We start from the raw sequence: 15419 nt of genomic DNA, 5'->3' as shown, positions 1-15419 counted from the left end.
TCATCGCTGGCAACGCCAGCTCCCACAGATGAGTGCCAAGGCAATCTTTGTGGGAGCCAGCCTTGCTGGCGATGGGGCCATTAGCTCTCGCGTATCACCTGCGCCAGCAGCTCATAGGACCGAATCCGGTCCGCATGCTCATACAGGTCGCAGGTGAAGATCAGCTCATCTGCCTGGGTTTGCTCCAGCAAGACATCTAGCTTGGCGCGGATCTTCTGCGGCCCGCCAACCATCGCCAGTCCCAGGAAATCGCCCACCGCCTCGCGTTCATGGGGCAGCCACAGGCCGTCCATGCTTTGCACCGGTGGCCGCTGTACCAGGCTCTGGCCGCGCATCAGGGCAAGAATTCGCTGATACACCGAGGTCGCCAGGTAATTGGCCTGCTCGTCAGTGTCGGCAGCAACCAGTGGCACTCCCAGCATCACATACGGTTTATCGAGCACTGCCGAAGGCTGGAAGTGGTTACGGTAGATACGGATAGCTTCGTGCATGTAGCGCGGGGCGAAATGCGAGGCAAAGGCATAGGGCAGGCCGCGCATGCCGGCCAGCTGGGCGCTGAACAGGCTGGAACCGAGCAACCAGATCGGCACGTTGGTGCCGTAACCGGGCACGGCGATGACTTTCTGCTCCGCGGTCCGAGGCCCCAGGTAGCGCACCAGCTCTTCGACATCGTCAGGAAAATCGTCAGCACTGCCGGAGCGTTCACGACGCAGGGCACGAGCGGTCATCTGGTCAGAACCCGGCGCACGCCCCAGGCCCAGGTCAATACGACCGGGATAGAGGCTTTCCAGGGTGCCAAACTGCTCGGCAATCACCAGCGGTGCATGGTTGGGCAGCATGACGCCACCGGCACCGACGCGAATAGTCGAAGTGCCACCGGCGAGGTAACTGAGCAGCACAGCGGTGGCCGAGCTGGCGATGCCGTCCATGTTGTGGTGCTCGGCGACCCAGAAGCGGTTGTAGCCGAATTTTTCCACGTGTTGCGCCAGGTCCAGCGAGTTGCGCAGGGACTGCGCCGGGCTGCCGTCGGCACGCACCGGGACCAGGTCGAGGGTGGAAAATTTAATGTCTGCAAGTCGCTTCATGGGCAGTTAAGCCTCCTCGGCAGTCAGTTGGCCGGCATTGCGCGATGGCCTTTTTAGCTCTGTATGGGCACTTCCTGAGGATTCAATGCCTGGGATGCAATCGAACTGAACTTGCTGGCGCAAGGGCGGAGGCAGAACCGGGATACCCGCTTGTGGTCAAATAGGTGTCGGCACAATCGCTGCCGTCACAAGGAGCTGTCCCATGATCCGTGTTGCAATTGCTGTGCTGGCTTCGCTGCTGGCGACTTCTGCGCTGGCTGCGCCAAAGAATTGCGAAGAGCTCAAGGCTGAGATCGAAGCGAAGATCCAGGCCAATAACGTGAGCTCCTACACCCTGGAAATCGTCAAGAACGAGGATGTTCACGACCAGAACATGGTCGTTGGCAGCTGTGAGGGTGGCACCAAGAAGATCATCTACCAGAAGAATGATCGCTAGGCGTCAGGGTATGCAGAAAATGTCGTTGGCTTCTTCGGCGACGACCTTGCGTTGCGCGTCGTAGAGATAGGCGCTGGGTCGCATGGCTGGTGCCCGCGCTTCGAGACGATAGCGCTGGCCGGCTTCGAAGTGGTCGTAGCGCACTTTCAGGTAGCAGGTGCGCTCTACCGGATCGACCGAGAAACCACTGGATTTCACCTCGAAATCGAAGCGTACGGTCAGCTCGTGCCTGCCCGGCGTGACCTGGAAGAAGCGTCCGTCGTTGAGGCGCTCGCCATCCAGGCGGTCGGCCATCAGCAACTTGCCGGGTGTCATGGTGTAGAGGTCGATCCAGGCCTGTTTGCTATCAACGGGCGGCAAGGGGCTGGCGCAAGCCCCCAGGGTACTGAGGGCAATCAGCATCATTGGCTGGCGCATGGCAAACTCCCGCTTGCAACCTACAAAGCACAAGCATAGCGCCATTCGCGCTATCAGGTGCGCTGGCAGCCCGCCGGTAGCCCTTTACTGACCAGATTGCGCTGCTCGTCATACAGCTTGGCCCATGGCCGAAAGCCGATGCTGCCGGCTTCGAGCTGATAGCGTTGTCCGGCACTGAAATCCTTGAATTTCACATTCAGTTGGCAATCGCGCCACAGCGGTTCACTGACCGGGCCGATATTGCTCGGCGTTACCGGAAACAGGTAGCGCACGGTCAACTCGTGGCTGCCTGGCGACACTTCGAAATAGCGTTTGTCGGCCCAGGCCCGGTCGTCCACTTCCACGGCATGCAAGGTATCGTCCTGGCCGGTGGCGAGGTCGATCCAGGCCTGGTTGGGGTCGGGATGAGGCAACAACAACCCGGCACAGCCGGACAGAAGCAGAAGAGCACTGATGACAAGCAGTGTACGCATGGCAAAACTCCAGCCGGGCAGGATAGTCTTGAAGCTGATGAGCCTTTGAGCGGATGACGGGACGCGGATGCTTCGACTATTTCTTTTATTGCGCTCAAGTCATGGGGCACTCGACCATTTTTTTCGCTACTTGGTTCCCTTGTTGGCGTTCGGGCTGCTCAACGGTTGTTCCAGCATCAGTTACTACGGGCAACTGGCCAGCGGACAGTTGCAGCTGTTGCAGGCCCGTCAACCGGTGGCCGAGCTGGTAGCGGACCCAGCCACCCCGGCCAAACTGCGCCAGCATCTGCTTCAGGCCGAACAGGCACGGGCTTTTGCCAGCGCACAACTGAAGCTGCCGGATAACCGCAGCTATCGGGTGTATGCCGACATTGGCCGCCCGTTCGTGGTGTGGAATGTGTTCGCCACCCCGGAGTTTTCGCTCGAACCCCAGACCCATTGCTTCCCGATTGCCGGTTGCGTCGCCTATCGCGGTTACTACAGCCAGGGTGCTGCCCGCGGGGCCGCGGCGTTGCAGAAACAGCAGGGGCTGGATGTCTATGTCGGTGGGGTGGAAGCCTATTCGACCCTGGGCTGGTTCGACGACCCGATCCTCAGCTCCATGCTTGGGTGGGGCGACGAGCGATTGGCCAGCGTTATCTTCCATGAACTGGCGCATCAGCGCCTGTATGTGCAGGACGACACCGCGTTCAATGAGTCCTTTGCCACCTTCGTCGAGCAGCAAGGCGCTCGCCAGTGGCGGGCTGCTCGTGGCCTGCCGGCGCAGACCCAGGACGACAGTCAGCAGCGCGACCAGTTCGTTGCGTTGGTGCTGGCCAGCCGGGAGCGGCTCAAGACGCTGTATGCAGCACCGCTGAGCGAGTCAGGCAAACGCGCCGGCAAACAGGCCGAATTCGAACGCTTGCGCCGTGATTACCGGACGCTGCGCGATAGTCAGTGGGGAGGCAAAGGGCGCTATGACGCCTGGATCAATGCGCCGATGAACAACGCCAAGCTGCTGCCATTTGGTTTGTATGACCAGTGGGTGCCGGCGTTTGCGGGATTGTTTACCCAGGTGGGCGGGGATTGGGAGGTGTTTTATGAGCGGGTCGAAACCTTGGGCAGGCTGCCGCTTGAACAGCGGCATCAGGCCTTGAAAAGCATCGCCGGCAAGACCAGCTCCCACGGAGGCAAGTGATCGGCCCTGATTGTTGTGGGAGCTGGCCTTGCCAGCGATGAGGCCTTCAGGCGCGCTGAAAGGCTTTGTGCAGTTCGGCCAACGTCGCAAAGTGATAAGTCGGCTGCTCCGCCGTCAGCTCCTCATGGCTGCCAAACCCATAACCCACCGCCACCGCCTCAAGACCATTGCTGCGGGCCCCGATCAGGTCATGTTTGCGGTCGCCGATCATCAGTGTCTGGGCCGGGTCCAGCGCTTCTTCAGCCAGTAGATGGGCGATGAGTTCGACCTTGTTGGTACGGGTGCCGTCGAGCTCGCTGCCGTAGATCATCTTGAAGTGATGATCGAACTGGAAATGCCGGGCGATCTCGCGGGCGAACTCCCAGGGTTTGGAGGTGGCGATGTACAGCGTCCTGCCCTGCCCGTTCAAGGCTTCAAGTAATGGCTGGACGCCGTCGAACATCTGGTTCTCGTACAATCCGGTGATCTTGAAACGCTCACGATAGAAGTTCACCGCGTCCCAGGCCTTGGCTTCGTCGAAGCCATAAAACTGCATGAACGCCTGCAGCAAGGGCGGGCCGATGAAGTGCTCCAGGCGTGCCAGGTCCGGCTCATCGATGCCGAGTTTGGCCAGGGCGTACTGAATCGAGCGGGTAATGCCCAGGCGCGGGTCGGTCAGGGTACCGTCGAGGTCGAAGAGGATGTTTTGCTGGTGCATGACTGTCTCGATAAGGGCTGTAGGCACGTTCACTCAGGCAAGTGGTAGCCTTCGGCAAGGTGCTGGTCTTTGAGTTTCACGTAGTTGCTGGCGCTGTACGGAAAGAACGCGCGTTCTTTTTCGGTCAGGGCACGGGCCTGTTTCACCGGGCTGCCGACATACAGAAAGCCACTTTCCAGGCGCTTGCCAGGTGGAACCAGGCTACCTGCACCGATGATCACCTCGTCTTCGACCACCGCGCCGTCCATGATGGTAGTGCCCATGCCGACCAGGATCCGGTTGCCCAGGGTGCAGCCGTGCAGCATGACTTTGTGACCAATGGTTACTTCATCGCCGATCAACAGCGGGAAACCGTCCGGGTTGAACGGCCCGGCATGGGTGATATGCAGCACGCTGCCATCCTGCACGCTGGTGCGCGCACCGATGCGGATGCGGTGCATATCGCCGCGGATCACCGTCAATGGCCATACCGAGCTGTCGGCGCCAATCTCGACATCCCCCAGGACCACGGCGCTGCGGTCGACGAATGCGCGCTCGCCCAAGCGGGGTGAATGGTTCTGGAAGCTGCGGGTGGCCATGATAGGGGTTCTCTTTGGTATTGATAGGGCTGCGGTCGGCGTCGATTGTAATTAAGATGGTCCCATGTTTCTTCTGCCAAGGTGTTTAACCGTGAGTGCGAACAACCCGTTACTGCAGTCTTATGACTTGCCGCCCTTCTCGGCGATCCGTGCCGAGCATGTGCAGCCGGCGATTGAACAGATCCTGGCCGACAACCGTACTGCCATTGCCGACATCCTCAAGACCCAGGGCCAGAATCCAAGCTGGGCCGGCCTGGTGCTGGCCATGGACGAACTCAACGACCGCCTGGGCGCTGCCTGGAGCCCGGTCAGCCATCTCAACGCGGTGTGCAACAGCGCCGAGTTGCGCGAAGCCTACGAGGCCTGCCTGCCGGCACTGAGCGCGTATGCCACCGAACTGGGCCAGAACCGTGAGCTGTTCCAGGCTTACGAAGCGCTGATCGCCAGCCCTGAAGCGGCGGGCTTCGATGTCGCGCAAAAGACTATTCTCGAACACGCCCTGCGTGACTTCCGCCTGTCGGGTATCGACCTGCCGGCCGATCAGCAGCAACGTTATGCGCAAGTACAGAGCAAGCTCAGCGAGCTGGGCAGCCGTTTCTCCAACCAATTGCTCGACGCCACCCAGGCCTGGACCAAGCACGTTACCGACGAAGCGGCGCTGGCCGGGCTGACCGATTCGGCCAAGGCGCAGATGGCTGCCGCCGCCCAGGCCAAGGGCCTCGATGGCTGGCTGATCAGCCTGGAATTCCCCAGCTACTACGCGGTGATGACCTACGCCGAAGACCGCGCCCTGCGCGAAGAAATCTACGCTGCCTACTGCACCCGCGCCTCCGATCAGGGCCCGAACGCCGGTCAGTTCGACAACGGCCCGGTAATGCGCGAGATCCTCGACCTGCGTCAGGAGCTGGCTGAGCTGCTCGGTTATGCCAACTTTGCCGAGTTGAGCCTGGCCACCAAAATGGCCGAGTCCAGCGATCAGGTGCTGAGCTTCCTGCGTGACCTGGCCAAGCGCAGCAAACCGTTCGCCGCCCAGGACCTGGCCCAGCTCAAGGCCTATGCCGCCGAGCAGGGTTGCCCGGACCTGCAGAGCTGGGACAGCGGTTTCTACGGTGAAAAACTTCGTGAGCAGCGCTACAGCGTTTCCCAGGAAACATTGCGCGCCTACTTCCCTATCGACAAGGTGCTCTCCGGCCTGTTCGCCATCGTCCAGCGCCTGTACGGCATCGAGATCGCCGAGCTCAAGGGTTTCGATACCTGGCATCCAGACGTGCGCCTGTTCGAGATCAAGGAACACGGCCAACACGTCGGACGTTTCTTCTTCGACCTTTACGCCCGCGCCAACAAGCGCGGCGGTGCCTGGATGGACGGTGCCCGTGATCGTCGCCGCACCGAGGCTGGCATGCTGCAGAGCCCGGTGGCCAACCTGGTGTGCAACTTCACCCCGGCAGCACCCGGCAAGCCGGCGCTGCTGACTCACGACGAAGTCACCACCCTGTTCCACGAGTTCGGTCATGGCCTGCATCACCTGTTGACCCGCATCGATCATGCCGGGGTCTCCGGGATCAACGGCGTGGCCTGGGATGCGGTCGAGCTGCCCAGCCAGTTCATGGAAAACTGGTGCTGGGAGCCGGAAGGCCTGGCGCTGATTTCCGGTCATTACGAATCCGGCGCCGCCCTGCCTCAGGACCTGCTGGAGAAGATGCTGGCGGCGAAGAACTTCCAGTCCGGGCTGATGATGGTCCGCCAGCTGGAGTTCTCGCTATTCGACTTCGAACTGCATGCCAGCCATGGCGACGGCCGCAGCGTACTGGAGGTGCTCGAAGGCATTCGCGACGAGGTTTCGGTCATGCGTCCACCGGCGTACAACCGCTTCCCCAACAGCTTTGCGCATATCTTCGCCGGCGGTTATGCCGCGGGTTACTACAGCTACAAATGGGCTGAAGTGCTCTCGGCCGATGCCTTCTCGCGTTTCGAGGAAGAAGGCGTGCTCAACGCTGAAACCGGCCGCGCGTTCCGTGAAGCGATCCTGGCCCGTGGCGGTTCCCAGGAGCCAATGCTGCTGTTCGTCGACTTCCGTGGCCGTGAGCCTTCAATCGATGCACTCTTGCGCCACAGTGGCTTGAGTGAGGAAGCGGCGGCATGAGTGATGGGCCTGTGATAACCAAGAAACGCTTCATCGCCGGGGCGGTCTGCCCGGCGTGCAGCGAGCCGGACAAGCTGATGATGTGGAGCGAAGACAGCGTTCCGCATCGTGAGTGCGTGGCGTGCGGGTTCTCCGACACCCTCAATGAACAGGGGTTGTCGGTGCCCAAAGAGCTGGGTACCCGGGTCAACAAGGTCGAGGTCAAACCGGCCGAGGCCAAGGTGCAGACGGTGCAGTTCTTCCCTAATCCCAAGCTGAAAAAGCCGGCTGAATAAGGCTGGCGCGGTGCCCCGATAGCACATCGGGGCGCCGATCTGCGGTAGATAAATAGACGAGTCTGTACACTCCCTGGCGGTAGGTTGCGGGTCCTGCCATCCATTCAAGGAGTGAATCATGACCCGTGCCAACCCCCTGCTACAGCCATTCGACCTGTTCCCCTACGCAAGCGTACAGGTAGAGGACCTTCTGCCCGCAATACAGCAAATTGTCGAAGAGAACCGCAGCGCGTTGACGCTAATCATCGAGCGTGAGGCCGATACCCCAAGCTGGAACGGTCTGGTGCTGGCCGTTGAGGCGCTCGATAAACGCCTGGAAGACACTTTTTACCCTTTGGTGCCATTGGCATTTACCAGCGATGAGTGGAATTCTGCTGTCGGTGAGTGCGATGCTGAGCGCAGGGCCTATCGCACAGACAAGTATCAGAATCAGCAGCTGTTCAGCGCTTATCAACGACTCGATCCTTCTGACCTCAGCGATGAACAGGTGGCAGTACTCAAGCGCATCCTTCGCGACTTTCGTCTCGAGGGGGCGAATATTGACCGCTCTGGTCGCCAGCAATTTACTACTCAGGAAACAGCTATTGTCGGCCTTGAAGGGGAGTTTCGGGAGAAGCTTCGCGCCGCGACAGAGCACTTGAGCAAGCACATAACCGACGTCGAAGCATTGGCAGGCATACCTGCTGCGGACCTGGCGGACATGCAGCACAAAGCGCAAGCCAGCGGGCTCAGTGGCTGGTTGTTGACGCTTGAAGAGCCGGTGTGCAAAACCGTCCTGCAATATGCCGATAGCCGCGATCTGCGCAAAGAGATTTATCTGGCTTATGTGACGCGCGCTTCCGATCAGGCCGCCGGGCAATCCCAGCACGACAATGGTCCAGTGTTGCAGGCACTGCTACGGTTACGCCACGAAAAGGCACAGCTTTTGGGCTTTGTCGATTTTGTCGAACTGAGCCTGCAAACCAAGGCTGCGCAATCGACAGCTGAAGTCGAAACGTTCTTGAGCACGCTGATAGCGCGTGAACGGCCACGCCTTGAGCGGGAGGCCGATCAGTTGCGTTCGTTTGCCAGGGAACAGGGCTGCGATGATCTGCAGCCTTGGGACTATGAGTTTTATGCGCAGAAGCTGCGTCAGCATGAGGGGCGCGATCCAGATCAAGCCTTGCGCGAATACTATTCGTTCGAAACGGCCCTAAGCGGGCTGATTGGCTTGGTCGAGCAGTTGTATGGCATATCGATAAAAAAAGTTGAGGCCGAAGTCTGGGATGACAACGTACAGGTGCTGCAAGTTGCCGAAGCTGGCGATGTCTTGGGTCATATCTACCTCGACGCTTTTATCCGTCCAGGCAAGCCGGCCTGGCCGTGGTCACTTGCCATTCGCAATCGACATGTAGATGCCGATGGTACTTTGTCGCGACCCGTCGCAGCCTTGTTTGGTTACTACGAGCCAAGGGGGATACAGCTAGGCCACAAGGACCTGTGCAAACTGTTCCATGAGTTTCATCATTGCCTCCATCAAGTACTGATGGCCAACTCCAATAGGCGTTTAAACAGTATTCATGAATTGGGTCACGACTTTTCGGAGTTCGCCGGCAAGCTCCTGGAGCAATGGTGCTGGTCAGCTCAGAGCCTGCAATCTGTATCCGCGCACCGAACCGGCGGCGAGCGCGCTTCTCTGGCTGAAGTGCAGCGCTGGCTGGAAGCGAGAGAAACGCAGCGGGGTCTGGAGAAGGCCGACGGTCTGAAGAAGGCGCTGCTCGATTTTGAACTGCATCGTAGTTACGGCAATGATCGCAGCATCGAGCAAGTGGTTGCGGATGTCTATGCCCGCACTCAGGTGCTACCGCTGGCAAGCAATGATCGTTTTGCCAACGGCTTTGACTACATGGTTACAGGTTATGAAGCGGGCTTTTACTGCTACCTGTGGGCTGAAGAGCACGCCACTGATGTGTTTGCCTGGTTCAAGGACCAGGGTGTTTTCGACTCGCGCCTGGGGCAGGCCATGCGGGGTGAGCTGCTGGCGCCGGGGGCGTCGCGATCAATGTCGGCATCCATCCAGGCGTTCATTGACCGTGCGCAATCAATCGTCAGCGCCGACTGACAGCTCAGCGGTACTGGAAACTTGAATTCACCCCGGGTACTGTACATAAAAACAGTATACGGGGTTTCTATTGATGTTCACTCCTCAAGGACCGCTACGGGGGCGTGGCACCACCAACAACCCCGACAACCGCTTCGCCCCTCATCATACGGTGGCCGAGGATGACGGCTGGTACCAGGAGGTGCCGCTGACCCAAGGTACCGAGGTGCGAAGCGAAACCGCCAAGAGCATCATTACCCGCAACAACTCTCCCGACCTGCCCTTCGACCGCTCGATCAATCCCTATCGCGGTTGTGAGCACGGCTGCATTTACTGTTATGCGCGCCCCAGTCATGCCTATTGGGACCTCTCCCCCGGGCTGGACTTCGAAACCAGGCTGATCGCCAAGACCAACGCTGCCGAGGTGCTGGAGCAGCAACTGAGCAAGCCAGGTTATGTCTGCGCGCCGATCAACCTGGGTTCCAACACCGATCCTTACCAGCCCATCGAACGCGAGCAGAAGCTGACCCGACGCCTGCTCGAAGTACTGCTGCGCTATCGTCACCCGGTCACCATCGTCACCAAGGGTTCGCTGATCCTGCGTGACCTGGACCTGCTCGCCGAGTTGGCGCAGCAGCGTCTGGTGGTCGTGATGATCAGCCTCACCACACTCGATGACGAGCTCAAGCGCACCCTCGAGCCGCGCGCCGCAGCGCCCAAGGCCCGGTTGCGGGCAATTCGCGTACTCAGCGAGACCGGAATACCCGTGGGGGTGTTGTGTTCACCGATGATCCCGATGATCAACGACAGTGAGCTTGAGCATCTGCTGGAGGCCGCCAAGGCCAATGGAGCCCTCAGTGCTGCCTACATGATGTTGCGGCTGCCGCTGGAGGTCGCGCCATTGTTTGAGCAGTGGTTACAGGATCACTACCCGCAACGGGCCAACCATGTCCTGAGCCTGATCCGCCAGAGTCGTGGCGGCGAGTTGTACGACAGCCGTTTCGGTGCGCGCATGCGCGGCGAAGGGGTATTTGCCGAGTTGCTGGCGCAGCGCTTTCGCAAAACGATTCGTCGACTCGGGTTGAACCAGCGCGAAGGCTACTCCCTTGATTGCACAGCCTTTTGTCCGCCGGGCAGACAGATGTCACTGCTCTGATTTCAATACTGGGTATTGGCCATTGATGTTTTTTTGATATTATCCAGGCAACTCTTTGAATCTCTGGAACGCCCGTTCTAGAGCCTCGCAATTCAGTTTGAGTTAAGTTTCGCCGAGTAGCGTAGGAATTCAGCCAACAACTGATGTGATTGTTGGTGCGCGTCATACATCCAAATGTCATGCGCTGTTTGAATCATCAACCCGGTAAAATGGACTTAACCTAAAACGTCAAAGAGGATGAAGCATGCCCGTCAAGGACCCATCCAAGGCCGTTCCGGAAGTACCCGCCGAGAGCGCCGATGCCGCCCTGAAGCATATCGTCGACGGCTTTCTGCGGTTTCACCACGACGTCTTCCCTGAACAGCAGGAGCTGTTCAAGAAGCTCGCCACCGCACAAACGCCTCGGGCGATGTTCATCACCTGTGCCGACTCGCGCATCGTGCCCGAGTTGATTACCCAGAGCTCCCCTGGCGACCTGTTCGTCACCCGTAACGTGGGCAACGTCGTACCGCCCTACGGGCAAATGAACGGTGGCGTTTCCACCGCGATCGAATATGCGGTCCTGGCCCTTGGCGTACACCACATCATCATTTGCGGTCACTCCGATTGTGGTGCCATGCGCGCGGTACTCAATCCACAGAGCCTGGAGAAGATGCCGACGGTCAAGGCCTGGCTGCGTCATGCCGAAGTCGCCCGTACGGTGGTCGAGGACAACTGCTCCTGCGGCAGCGAGCATGAAAGCATGCAGGTACTGACCAAGGAAAACGTCATTGCCCAGTTGCACCACCTGCGCACTCATCCTTCGGTAGCCTCGCGCCTGGCGGCCGGCCAGCTCTACATCCATGGCTGGATCTATGACATCGAAACCAGCCAGATCGAGGCCTACGACGCCGCCAGCGACAGTTTCCTGCCCCTCGCTGCAGGTCAGCCGATCCCCTGCGCAACCCCGAGAGGACGCTACTAAGCGTCCCTGACACCCCCGTTACAAGCTGATTGACGGCTGCACCTGCCTGGTGCGGCCTGGTCATCGGCTGCCTTGAATTTCCCTGACTGCCTTGCCGGCTCGCTGGCGGTTTGCGCCTGCTCGTGTGTCAGGGGGTGTGCCAGCGGCCATAGGAATGGCCTTGAACTTGAGAGAAGGAGTTACACGGTGAACAAGACACAGATCAAAGCGGCATTGCCGCGTGAATTGCTGGCCTCGGTGGTGGTGTTTCTGGTCGCCCTGCCCCTGTGCATGGGCATCGCCATTGCCTCGGGCATGCCGCCCGCCAAAGGCCTGATCACCGGGATCATCGGCGGTATCGTGGTCGGTTGGCTGGCGGGTTCGCCGTTACAGGTCAGCGGGCCGGCGGCTGGCCTGGCGGTGCTGGTGTTTGAGCTGGTGCGCCAACACGGTGTGGCGATGCTCGGACCGATCCTGTTGCTGGCCGGTTTGCTGCAGCTGTTGGCCGGGCGCTTGCGCCTGGGTTGCTGGTTCCGGGTCACGGCACCGGCGGTGGTGTACGGCATGCTGGCCGGTATCGGTGTGCTGATCGTACTGTCGCAAGTGCATGTGATGTTCGACAGCGCACCGCAGCCGTCAGGCCTTGCCAATCTGCTGGGTTTTCCCGCAACGGTCAGCCAGGCGCTACCGCTGGAAAGCCAGGGCAATGGCTGGAAAGCAGCGGCATTGGGATTTGGCACCATCGCGGTGATGTGGAGCTGGGAGCGTTTGCGCCCGCAGTCGTTGCGTTTTGTCCCCGGTGCATTGCTCGGAGTGGCGTTGATGACCGCGCTCAGTCTGTGGCTGGCGCTACCGGTCAACCGTGTTCAGGTGCCTGCGGACCTGAGCCAGGCCATCGACTGGCTGCGGCCGGCTGATCTGCTCAACCTTGCCGACCCGAACCTGCTGGTTGCCGCCTTTGCCCTGGCTTTCATCGCCAGTGCCGAGACCTTGCTCTCGGCTGCTGCGGTGGACCGCATGCACAATGGTCAGCGCTCGGACTTCGACCGTGAACTGTCGGCGCAAGGTGTCGGCAACATGCTCTGTGGTGTGCTCGGCGCGCTGCCGATGACCGGGGTGATCGTGCGCAGCTCGGCCAATGTTCAGGCCGGTGCCCGCACGCGCCTGTCGGCGATTCTGCATGGGCTCTGGTTGCTGGCTTTTGTCGTGGTACTCAGCAGCGTCCTGCAACAGATACCGGTGGCGAGCCTGGCGGGTGTGCTGGTGTACACCGGCATCAAACTGGTCGACTTCAAGGCCTTTCGCGGTCTGGGCCGCTATGGGCGGATGCCGATGTTCACTTACGCGGCGACGGCGCTGGCAATCATCTTCACCGATCTGTTGACCGGAGTGCTGCTGGGCTTCGCCCTGACGTTGCTGAAGCTGGCGCTGAAGGCGGCGCGTCTGAAGATCAGTGTGGTCAGCCGCGAGGCGCCGGGTCACCTGGAGCTGCGTTTGAGCGGCGCGGCGACCTTTCTCAAGGTGCCGGCGCTGGCTCAGGTACTTGAAGGCATTCCCGCCGGTACCACGCTGCATGTGCCGCTGGCCAACCTCAGCTACATCGACCATTCCTGCCTTGAACTGCTTGAGGATTGGGGCCGGGCCAATGTCGGCAAGGGCTCGAGGCTACTGATCGAGCAGCGTCGGCTCAAGCGCCGGGTCGAAGGCCGGGTTCGCACCACGGCTGGATTGGGCGCGTGACGCTATCGCGGGGCAAGCCCGCTCCCACAGGTGATCTCAGTGGGAAGCTTGCCCCGCGATGCAGTTGAACCTCAAGCCGACTGATCCAGCTCCAGACCCACACCCAGTTGCCGCGACAGGCACGGCCAGCGTTTCCACGCGGCGCCTGTGTCCGGGCTGCTGAGTTTGTCGCGGTATTGCTCGACCGACTCCAGGGCAAAGCTCTCTTCATTAAGCATTTCATCCACAGAGTGGTGCACCACTTCATCCAGCTGGTTGGCGAATTCTTCGCCGATCAGTTGGTGGGCAATCAGGTTGGCCACGGTGGTGTCCAGCGGGATCAGCGGCTGATTGAAGTGCTTGATGTACAGGTCGTTGACTTCTTCCACCAGGCGATGTGCCAGGTAGGCTTCGTCCAGCAGGCATCCCAGGCCCAGATGGGTATTGGTGATGGCTGGCGGTTGCAGGAAATACTGTTCAGCGATTTTCAGCACCGGCTTGATCTGCGATTCGATACCGGCTTCGCGGGCCACTGCATTGGCGGCCTCGAGCATTTCCGGAACCTGTTCAATGTAGGCGCTGACGAAGCGTGCCAAGGCGCCATGGGCGTCGCTTTCCGGTAGCTGGATCGAAGGATGCAGGTGCGGCAGTTGTTTGATCAGTTGTTCTTTCAGTTGGCCGGTTTCGGTCTCATGTTGATGGGCACGGGTGATCTGCTCGCGCAAAGCGGCGATGTTCATGACAACTCCAGGGTAAAGGCGTGACAAACGGAAGACATAAGGTAGCTCGGTTCTGCAATCCGCTAAGACGTATTTGGCATAAACCGGGACCACTTATAGTCAGTGATTATATCGAAATGCCATCATTGTGCTCCCACCCCAGACAAACCGCGGCCTGCCGCGCAAACGTTCAACTGCAGCGGTTTGAATTCCTTTATCGCATTGCGTGGTCAAGGTCGCTGTCTATACTCCGGTTTGAAAGTGATTCGCTGATGAGGCCCGACTGCAGTTCGCAGGGGCTCGGTCGTCGAAGTTCGCAGTCTTGGCCGCCGTACCCTTAGCCGTAGGTCCACGCCTCCGGGATAACAAGAACGATAAGGGGAACCCGCAATGATGCGACATCCACACGTCTGGATGGGCCTCCTGTTGTGGTCGGTATTCGGTCAGGCCAACGCCGCCTGGACCGTGAACATGGCGCCAGGGGCGACTGAAGTCAGCAACGCAGTGTTCGACCTGCACATGATCATTTTCTGGATATGCGTGATCATTGGCCTGGTGGTCTTTGGCGCGATGTTCTGGTCGATGATCATCCACCGTCGTTCCACCGGCCAGCAGCCTGCGCATTTCCACGAGCACACCTGGGTCGAGATCATGTGGACGGTGGTGCCGTTCCTGATCCTGGTGGCGATGGCCATTCCGGCGACCAAGACCCTGATCGATATCTACGATGCCAGCGAGTCGGATGTGGATATCCAGGTCACTGGCTACCAATGGAAGTGGCATTACAAATACCTGGGCCAGGACGTCGAGTTCTTCAGCAACCTGGCCACCCCCGCCGAGCAGATCCACAACAAAGCCCCCAAAGACGAGCATTACCTGCTCGAAGTCGACCAGCCACTGGTGTTGCCGGTGGGGGCCAAAGTGCGCTTTCTGGTCACTGCCGCCGACGTCATTCACTCCTGGTGGGTGCCGGCCTTTGCGGTCAAGCGTGATGCCATTCCCGGCTTCGTCAACGAGGCCTGGACCCGGGTCGAGAAGCCCGGCATCTACCGGGGCCAGTGCACTGAACTGTGCGGCAAGGACCACGGCTTCATGCCGGTGGTGGTCGAGGTCAAGTCCAAGGCCGATTACGACACCTGGCTTGCCGAGCGCAAGGCCGAGGCGGCCAAGCTCAAGGAGCTGACCAGCAAGGACTGGACCCTGCAAGAGTTGGTCGAGCGCGGCGACAAGGTTTACCACACCACCTGCGTGGCCTGCCACCAGGCCGAGGGCCAGGGCCTGCCGCCGATGTTCCCGGCACTCAAGGGTTCGAAGATCGCCACCGGTCCCAAGGAAGATCACCTGAGCATCGTCTTCCACGGCAAGCCCGGCACCGCCATGGCCGCGTTCGGCAAGCAGCTGTCGGAAGTGGATATCGCCGCCGTGGTGACCTACGAGCGTAACGCCTGGGGCAACAACAAAGGCGACATGGTCACGCCAAAAGATGTGCTGGCGATCAAACAGGCAGAAAGCAAATGAGCC

Annotated in this window: 15 protein-coding genes; 9 read left to right on the top strand and 6 right to left on the bottom strand. The window is 60.1% G+C overall.

Going from position 1 to position 15419, the window contains the following annotated elements; translation table 11 throughout:
- Window positions 1-80: 80 nt before the first annotated feature.
- Complete coding sequence (locus AC07OF_RS00365) at window positions 81-1085, bottom strand: LLM class flavin-dependent oxidoreductase (protein WP_157190645.1); 1005 nt, start codon at window positions 1083-1085, stop codon at window positions 81-83.
- A 202-nt stretch (window positions 1086-1287) separates the two neighbouring features.
- On the opposite strand from AC07OF_RS00365, the gene AC07OF_RS00360 reads away from it, so the two are divergent.
- Complete coding sequence (locus AC07OF_RS00360; protein ID WP_038605181.1) at window positions 1288-1521, top strand: DUF1161 domain-containing protein; 234 nt, start codon at window positions 1288-1290, stop codon at window positions 1519-1521.
- Window positions 1522-1524: 3 nt separating this feature from the next.
- Here AC07OF_RS00360 and AC07OF_RS00355 read toward each other — a convergent pair whose 3' ends face one another.
- Window positions 1525-1938 carry a PA0061/PA0062 family lipoprotein gene (locus AC07OF_RS00355; RefSeq protein WP_157190646.1) on the bottom strand — a complete coding sequence of 138 codons (414 nt, stop codon included), beginning with the start codon at window positions 1936-1938 and terminating at the stop codon, window positions 1525-1527.
- Between the two features lie 53 nt (window positions 1939-1991).
- Window positions 1992-2411, bottom strand: coding sequence for a PA0061/PA0062 family lipoprotein (locus AC07OF_RS00350; RefSeq protein ID WP_038605186.1), 420 nt, complete (start codon window positions 2409-2411; stop codon window positions 1992-1994).
- A 67-nt stretch (window positions 2412-2478) separates the two neighbouring features.
- On the opposite strand from AC07OF_RS00350, the gene AC07OF_RS00345 reads away from it, so the two are divergent.
- Window positions 2479-3588, top strand: coding sequence for an aminopeptidase (locus AC07OF_RS00345; RefSeq protein WP_495072461.1), 1110 nt, complete (start codon window positions 2479-2481; stop codon window positions 3586-3588).
- A gap of 46 nt (window positions 3589-3634) precedes the next feature.
- Here the strand turns inward: AC07OF_RS00345 and AC07OF_RS00340 are convergent, their stop codons facing one another.
- Complete coding sequence (locus AC07OF_RS00340; RefSeq protein WP_495072460.1) at window positions 3635-4285, bottom strand: HAD family hydrolase; 651 nt, start codon at window positions 4283-4285, stop codon at window positions 3635-3637.
- A gap of 29 nt (window positions 4286-4314) precedes the next feature.
- The gene (locus tag AC07OF_RS00335; protein WP_476446327.1) at window positions 4315-4863 is read right to left on the bottom strand and encodes a gamma carbonic anhydrase family protein; all 549 of its coding nucleotides are present in this window, start codon (window positions 4861-4863) and stop codon (window positions 4315-4317) included.
- A 91-nt stretch (window positions 4864-4954) separates the two neighbouring features.
- Here AC07OF_RS00335 and prlC point away from each other — a divergent pair, with 91 nt between their 5' ends.
- The 6 genes from prlC (at window position 4955) to AC07OF_RS00305 (ending at window position 13200) form a co-directional block, all read left to right on the top strand.
- Window positions 4955-7006 (top strand): oligopeptidase A, encoded by a 2052-nt coding sequence (gene prlC / locus AC07OF_RS00330; RefSeq protein ID WP_495072459.1) that lies wholly within the window; start codon window positions 4955-4957, stop codon window positions 7004-7006.
- Window positions 7003-7281: a YheV family putative zinc ribbon protein gene (locus tag AC07OF_RS00325; RefSeq protein ID WP_038605199.1), complete on the top strand. Its 279-nt coding sequence runs from the start codon at window positions 7003-7005 to the stop codon at window positions 7279-7281. The genes prlC and AC07OF_RS00325 overlap by 4 nt, the downstream gene beginning before the upstream one ends.
- Window positions 7282-7399: 118 nt before the next feature.
- Window positions 7400-9382, top strand: a complete 1983-nt coding sequence (locus tag AC07OF_RS00320; RefSeq protein ID WP_157190650.1) for a M3 family metallopeptidase — start codon at window positions 7400-7402, stop codon at window positions 9380-9382.
- A 73-nt stretch (window positions 9383-9455) separates the two neighbouring features.
- Window positions 9456-10517, top strand: coding sequence for a PA0069 family radical SAM protein (locus tag AC07OF_RS00315; protein WP_495072458.1), 1062 nt, complete (start codon window positions 9456-9458; stop codon window positions 10515-10517).
- Between the two features lie 244 nt (window positions 10518-10761).
- Window positions 10762-11481, top strand: a complete 720-nt coding sequence (locus tag AC07OF_RS00310; protein ID WP_038605207.1) for a carbonic anhydrase — start codon at window positions 10762-10764, stop codon at window positions 11479-11481.
- Window positions 11482-11667: 186 nt separating this feature from the next.
- Window positions 11668-13200 carry a SulP family inorganic anion transporter gene (locus tag AC07OF_RS00305; RefSeq protein WP_495072457.1) on the top strand — a complete coding sequence of 511 codons (1533 nt, stop codon included), beginning with the start codon at window positions 11668-11670 and terminating at the stop codon, window positions 13198-13200.
- Window positions 13201-13271: 71 nt separating this feature from the next.
- Here the strand turns inward: AC07OF_RS00305 and AC07OF_RS00300 are convergent, their stop codons facing one another.
- Window positions 13272-13919, bottom strand: a complete 648-nt coding sequence (locus AC07OF_RS00300; protein WP_157190653.1) for a hypothetical protein — start codon at window positions 13917-13919, stop codon at window positions 13272-13274.
- Window positions 13920-14288: 369 nt separating this feature from the next.
- Between AC07OF_RS00300 and coxB the strand changes: the two genes are divergently transcribed.
- Entirely contained in the window at window positions 14289-15416 is a 1128-nt protein-coding gene (gene coxB / locus AC07OF_RS00295) for a cytochrome c oxidase subunit II (RefSeq protein WP_157190654.1), read from the top strand.
- Window positions 15417-15419: the final 3 nt, after the last annotated feature.

It is taken from the genome of Pseudomonas sp. GW821-FHT10B02 (assembly GCF_059415665.1).
The sequence above is the reverse complement of the archived record's forward strand: the minus strand, read 5'-3'. Positions and strand labels throughout refer to the sequence as shown.

What these genes read in the sequence shown, in the direction of transcription:
- AC07OF_RS00365 (WP_157190645.1), bottom strand. Translation starts at nt 1,085, where the DNA reads ATGAAGCGACTTGCAGACATTAAATTTTCCACCCTCGACCTGGTCCCG.
- AC07OF_RS00360 (WP_038605181.1), top strand. Translation starts at nt 1,288, where the DNA reads ATGATCCGTGTTGCAATTGCTGTGCTGGCTTCGCTGCTGGCGACTTCT.
- AC07OF_RS00355 (WP_157190646.1), bottom strand. Translation starts at nt 1,938, where the DNA reads ATGCGCCAGCCAATGATGCTGATTGCCCTCAGTACCCTGGGGGCTTGC.
- AC07OF_RS00350 (WP_038605186.1), bottom strand. Translation starts at nt 2,411, where the DNA reads ATGCGTACACTGCTTGTCATCAGTGCTCTTCTGCTTCTGTCCGGCTGT.
- AC07OF_RS00345 (WP_495072461.1), top strand. Translation starts at nt 2,479, where the DNA reads ATGCTTCGACTATTTCTTTTATTGCGCTCAAGTCATGGGGCACTCGAC.
- AC07OF_RS00340 (WP_495072460.1), bottom strand. Translation starts at nt 4,285, where the DNA reads ATGCACCAGCAAAACATCCTCTTCGACCTCGACGGTACCCTGACCGAC.
- AC07OF_RS00335 (WP_476446327.1), bottom strand. Translation starts at nt 4,863, where the DNA reads ATGGCCACCCGCAGCTTCCAGAACCATTCACCCCGCTTGGGCGAGCGC.
- AC07OF_RS00325 (WP_038605199.1), top strand. Translation starts at nt 7,003, where the DNA reads ATGAGTGATGGGCCTGTGATAACCAAGAAACGCTTCATCGCCGGGGCG.
- AC07OF_RS00320 (WP_157190650.1), top strand. Translation starts at nt 7,400, where the DNA reads ATGACCCGTGCCAACCCCCTGCTACAGCCATTCGACCTGTTCCCCTAC.
- AC07OF_RS00315 (WP_495072458.1), top strand. Translation starts at nt 9,456, where the DNA reads ATGTTCACTCCTCAAGGACCGCTACGGGGGCGTGGCACCACCAACAAC.
- AC07OF_RS00310 (WP_038605207.1), top strand. Translation starts at nt 10,762, where the DNA reads ATGCCCGTCAAGGACCCATCCAAGGCCGTTCCGGAAGTACCCGCCGAG.
- AC07OF_RS00300 (WP_157190653.1), bottom strand. Translation starts at nt 13,919, where the DNA reads ATGAACATCGCCGCTTTGCGCGAGCAGATCACCCGTGCCCATCAACAT.
- coxB (WP_157190654.1), top strand. Translation starts at nt 14,289, where the DNA reads ATGATGCGACATCCACACGTCTGGATGGGCCTCCTGTTGTGGTCGGTA.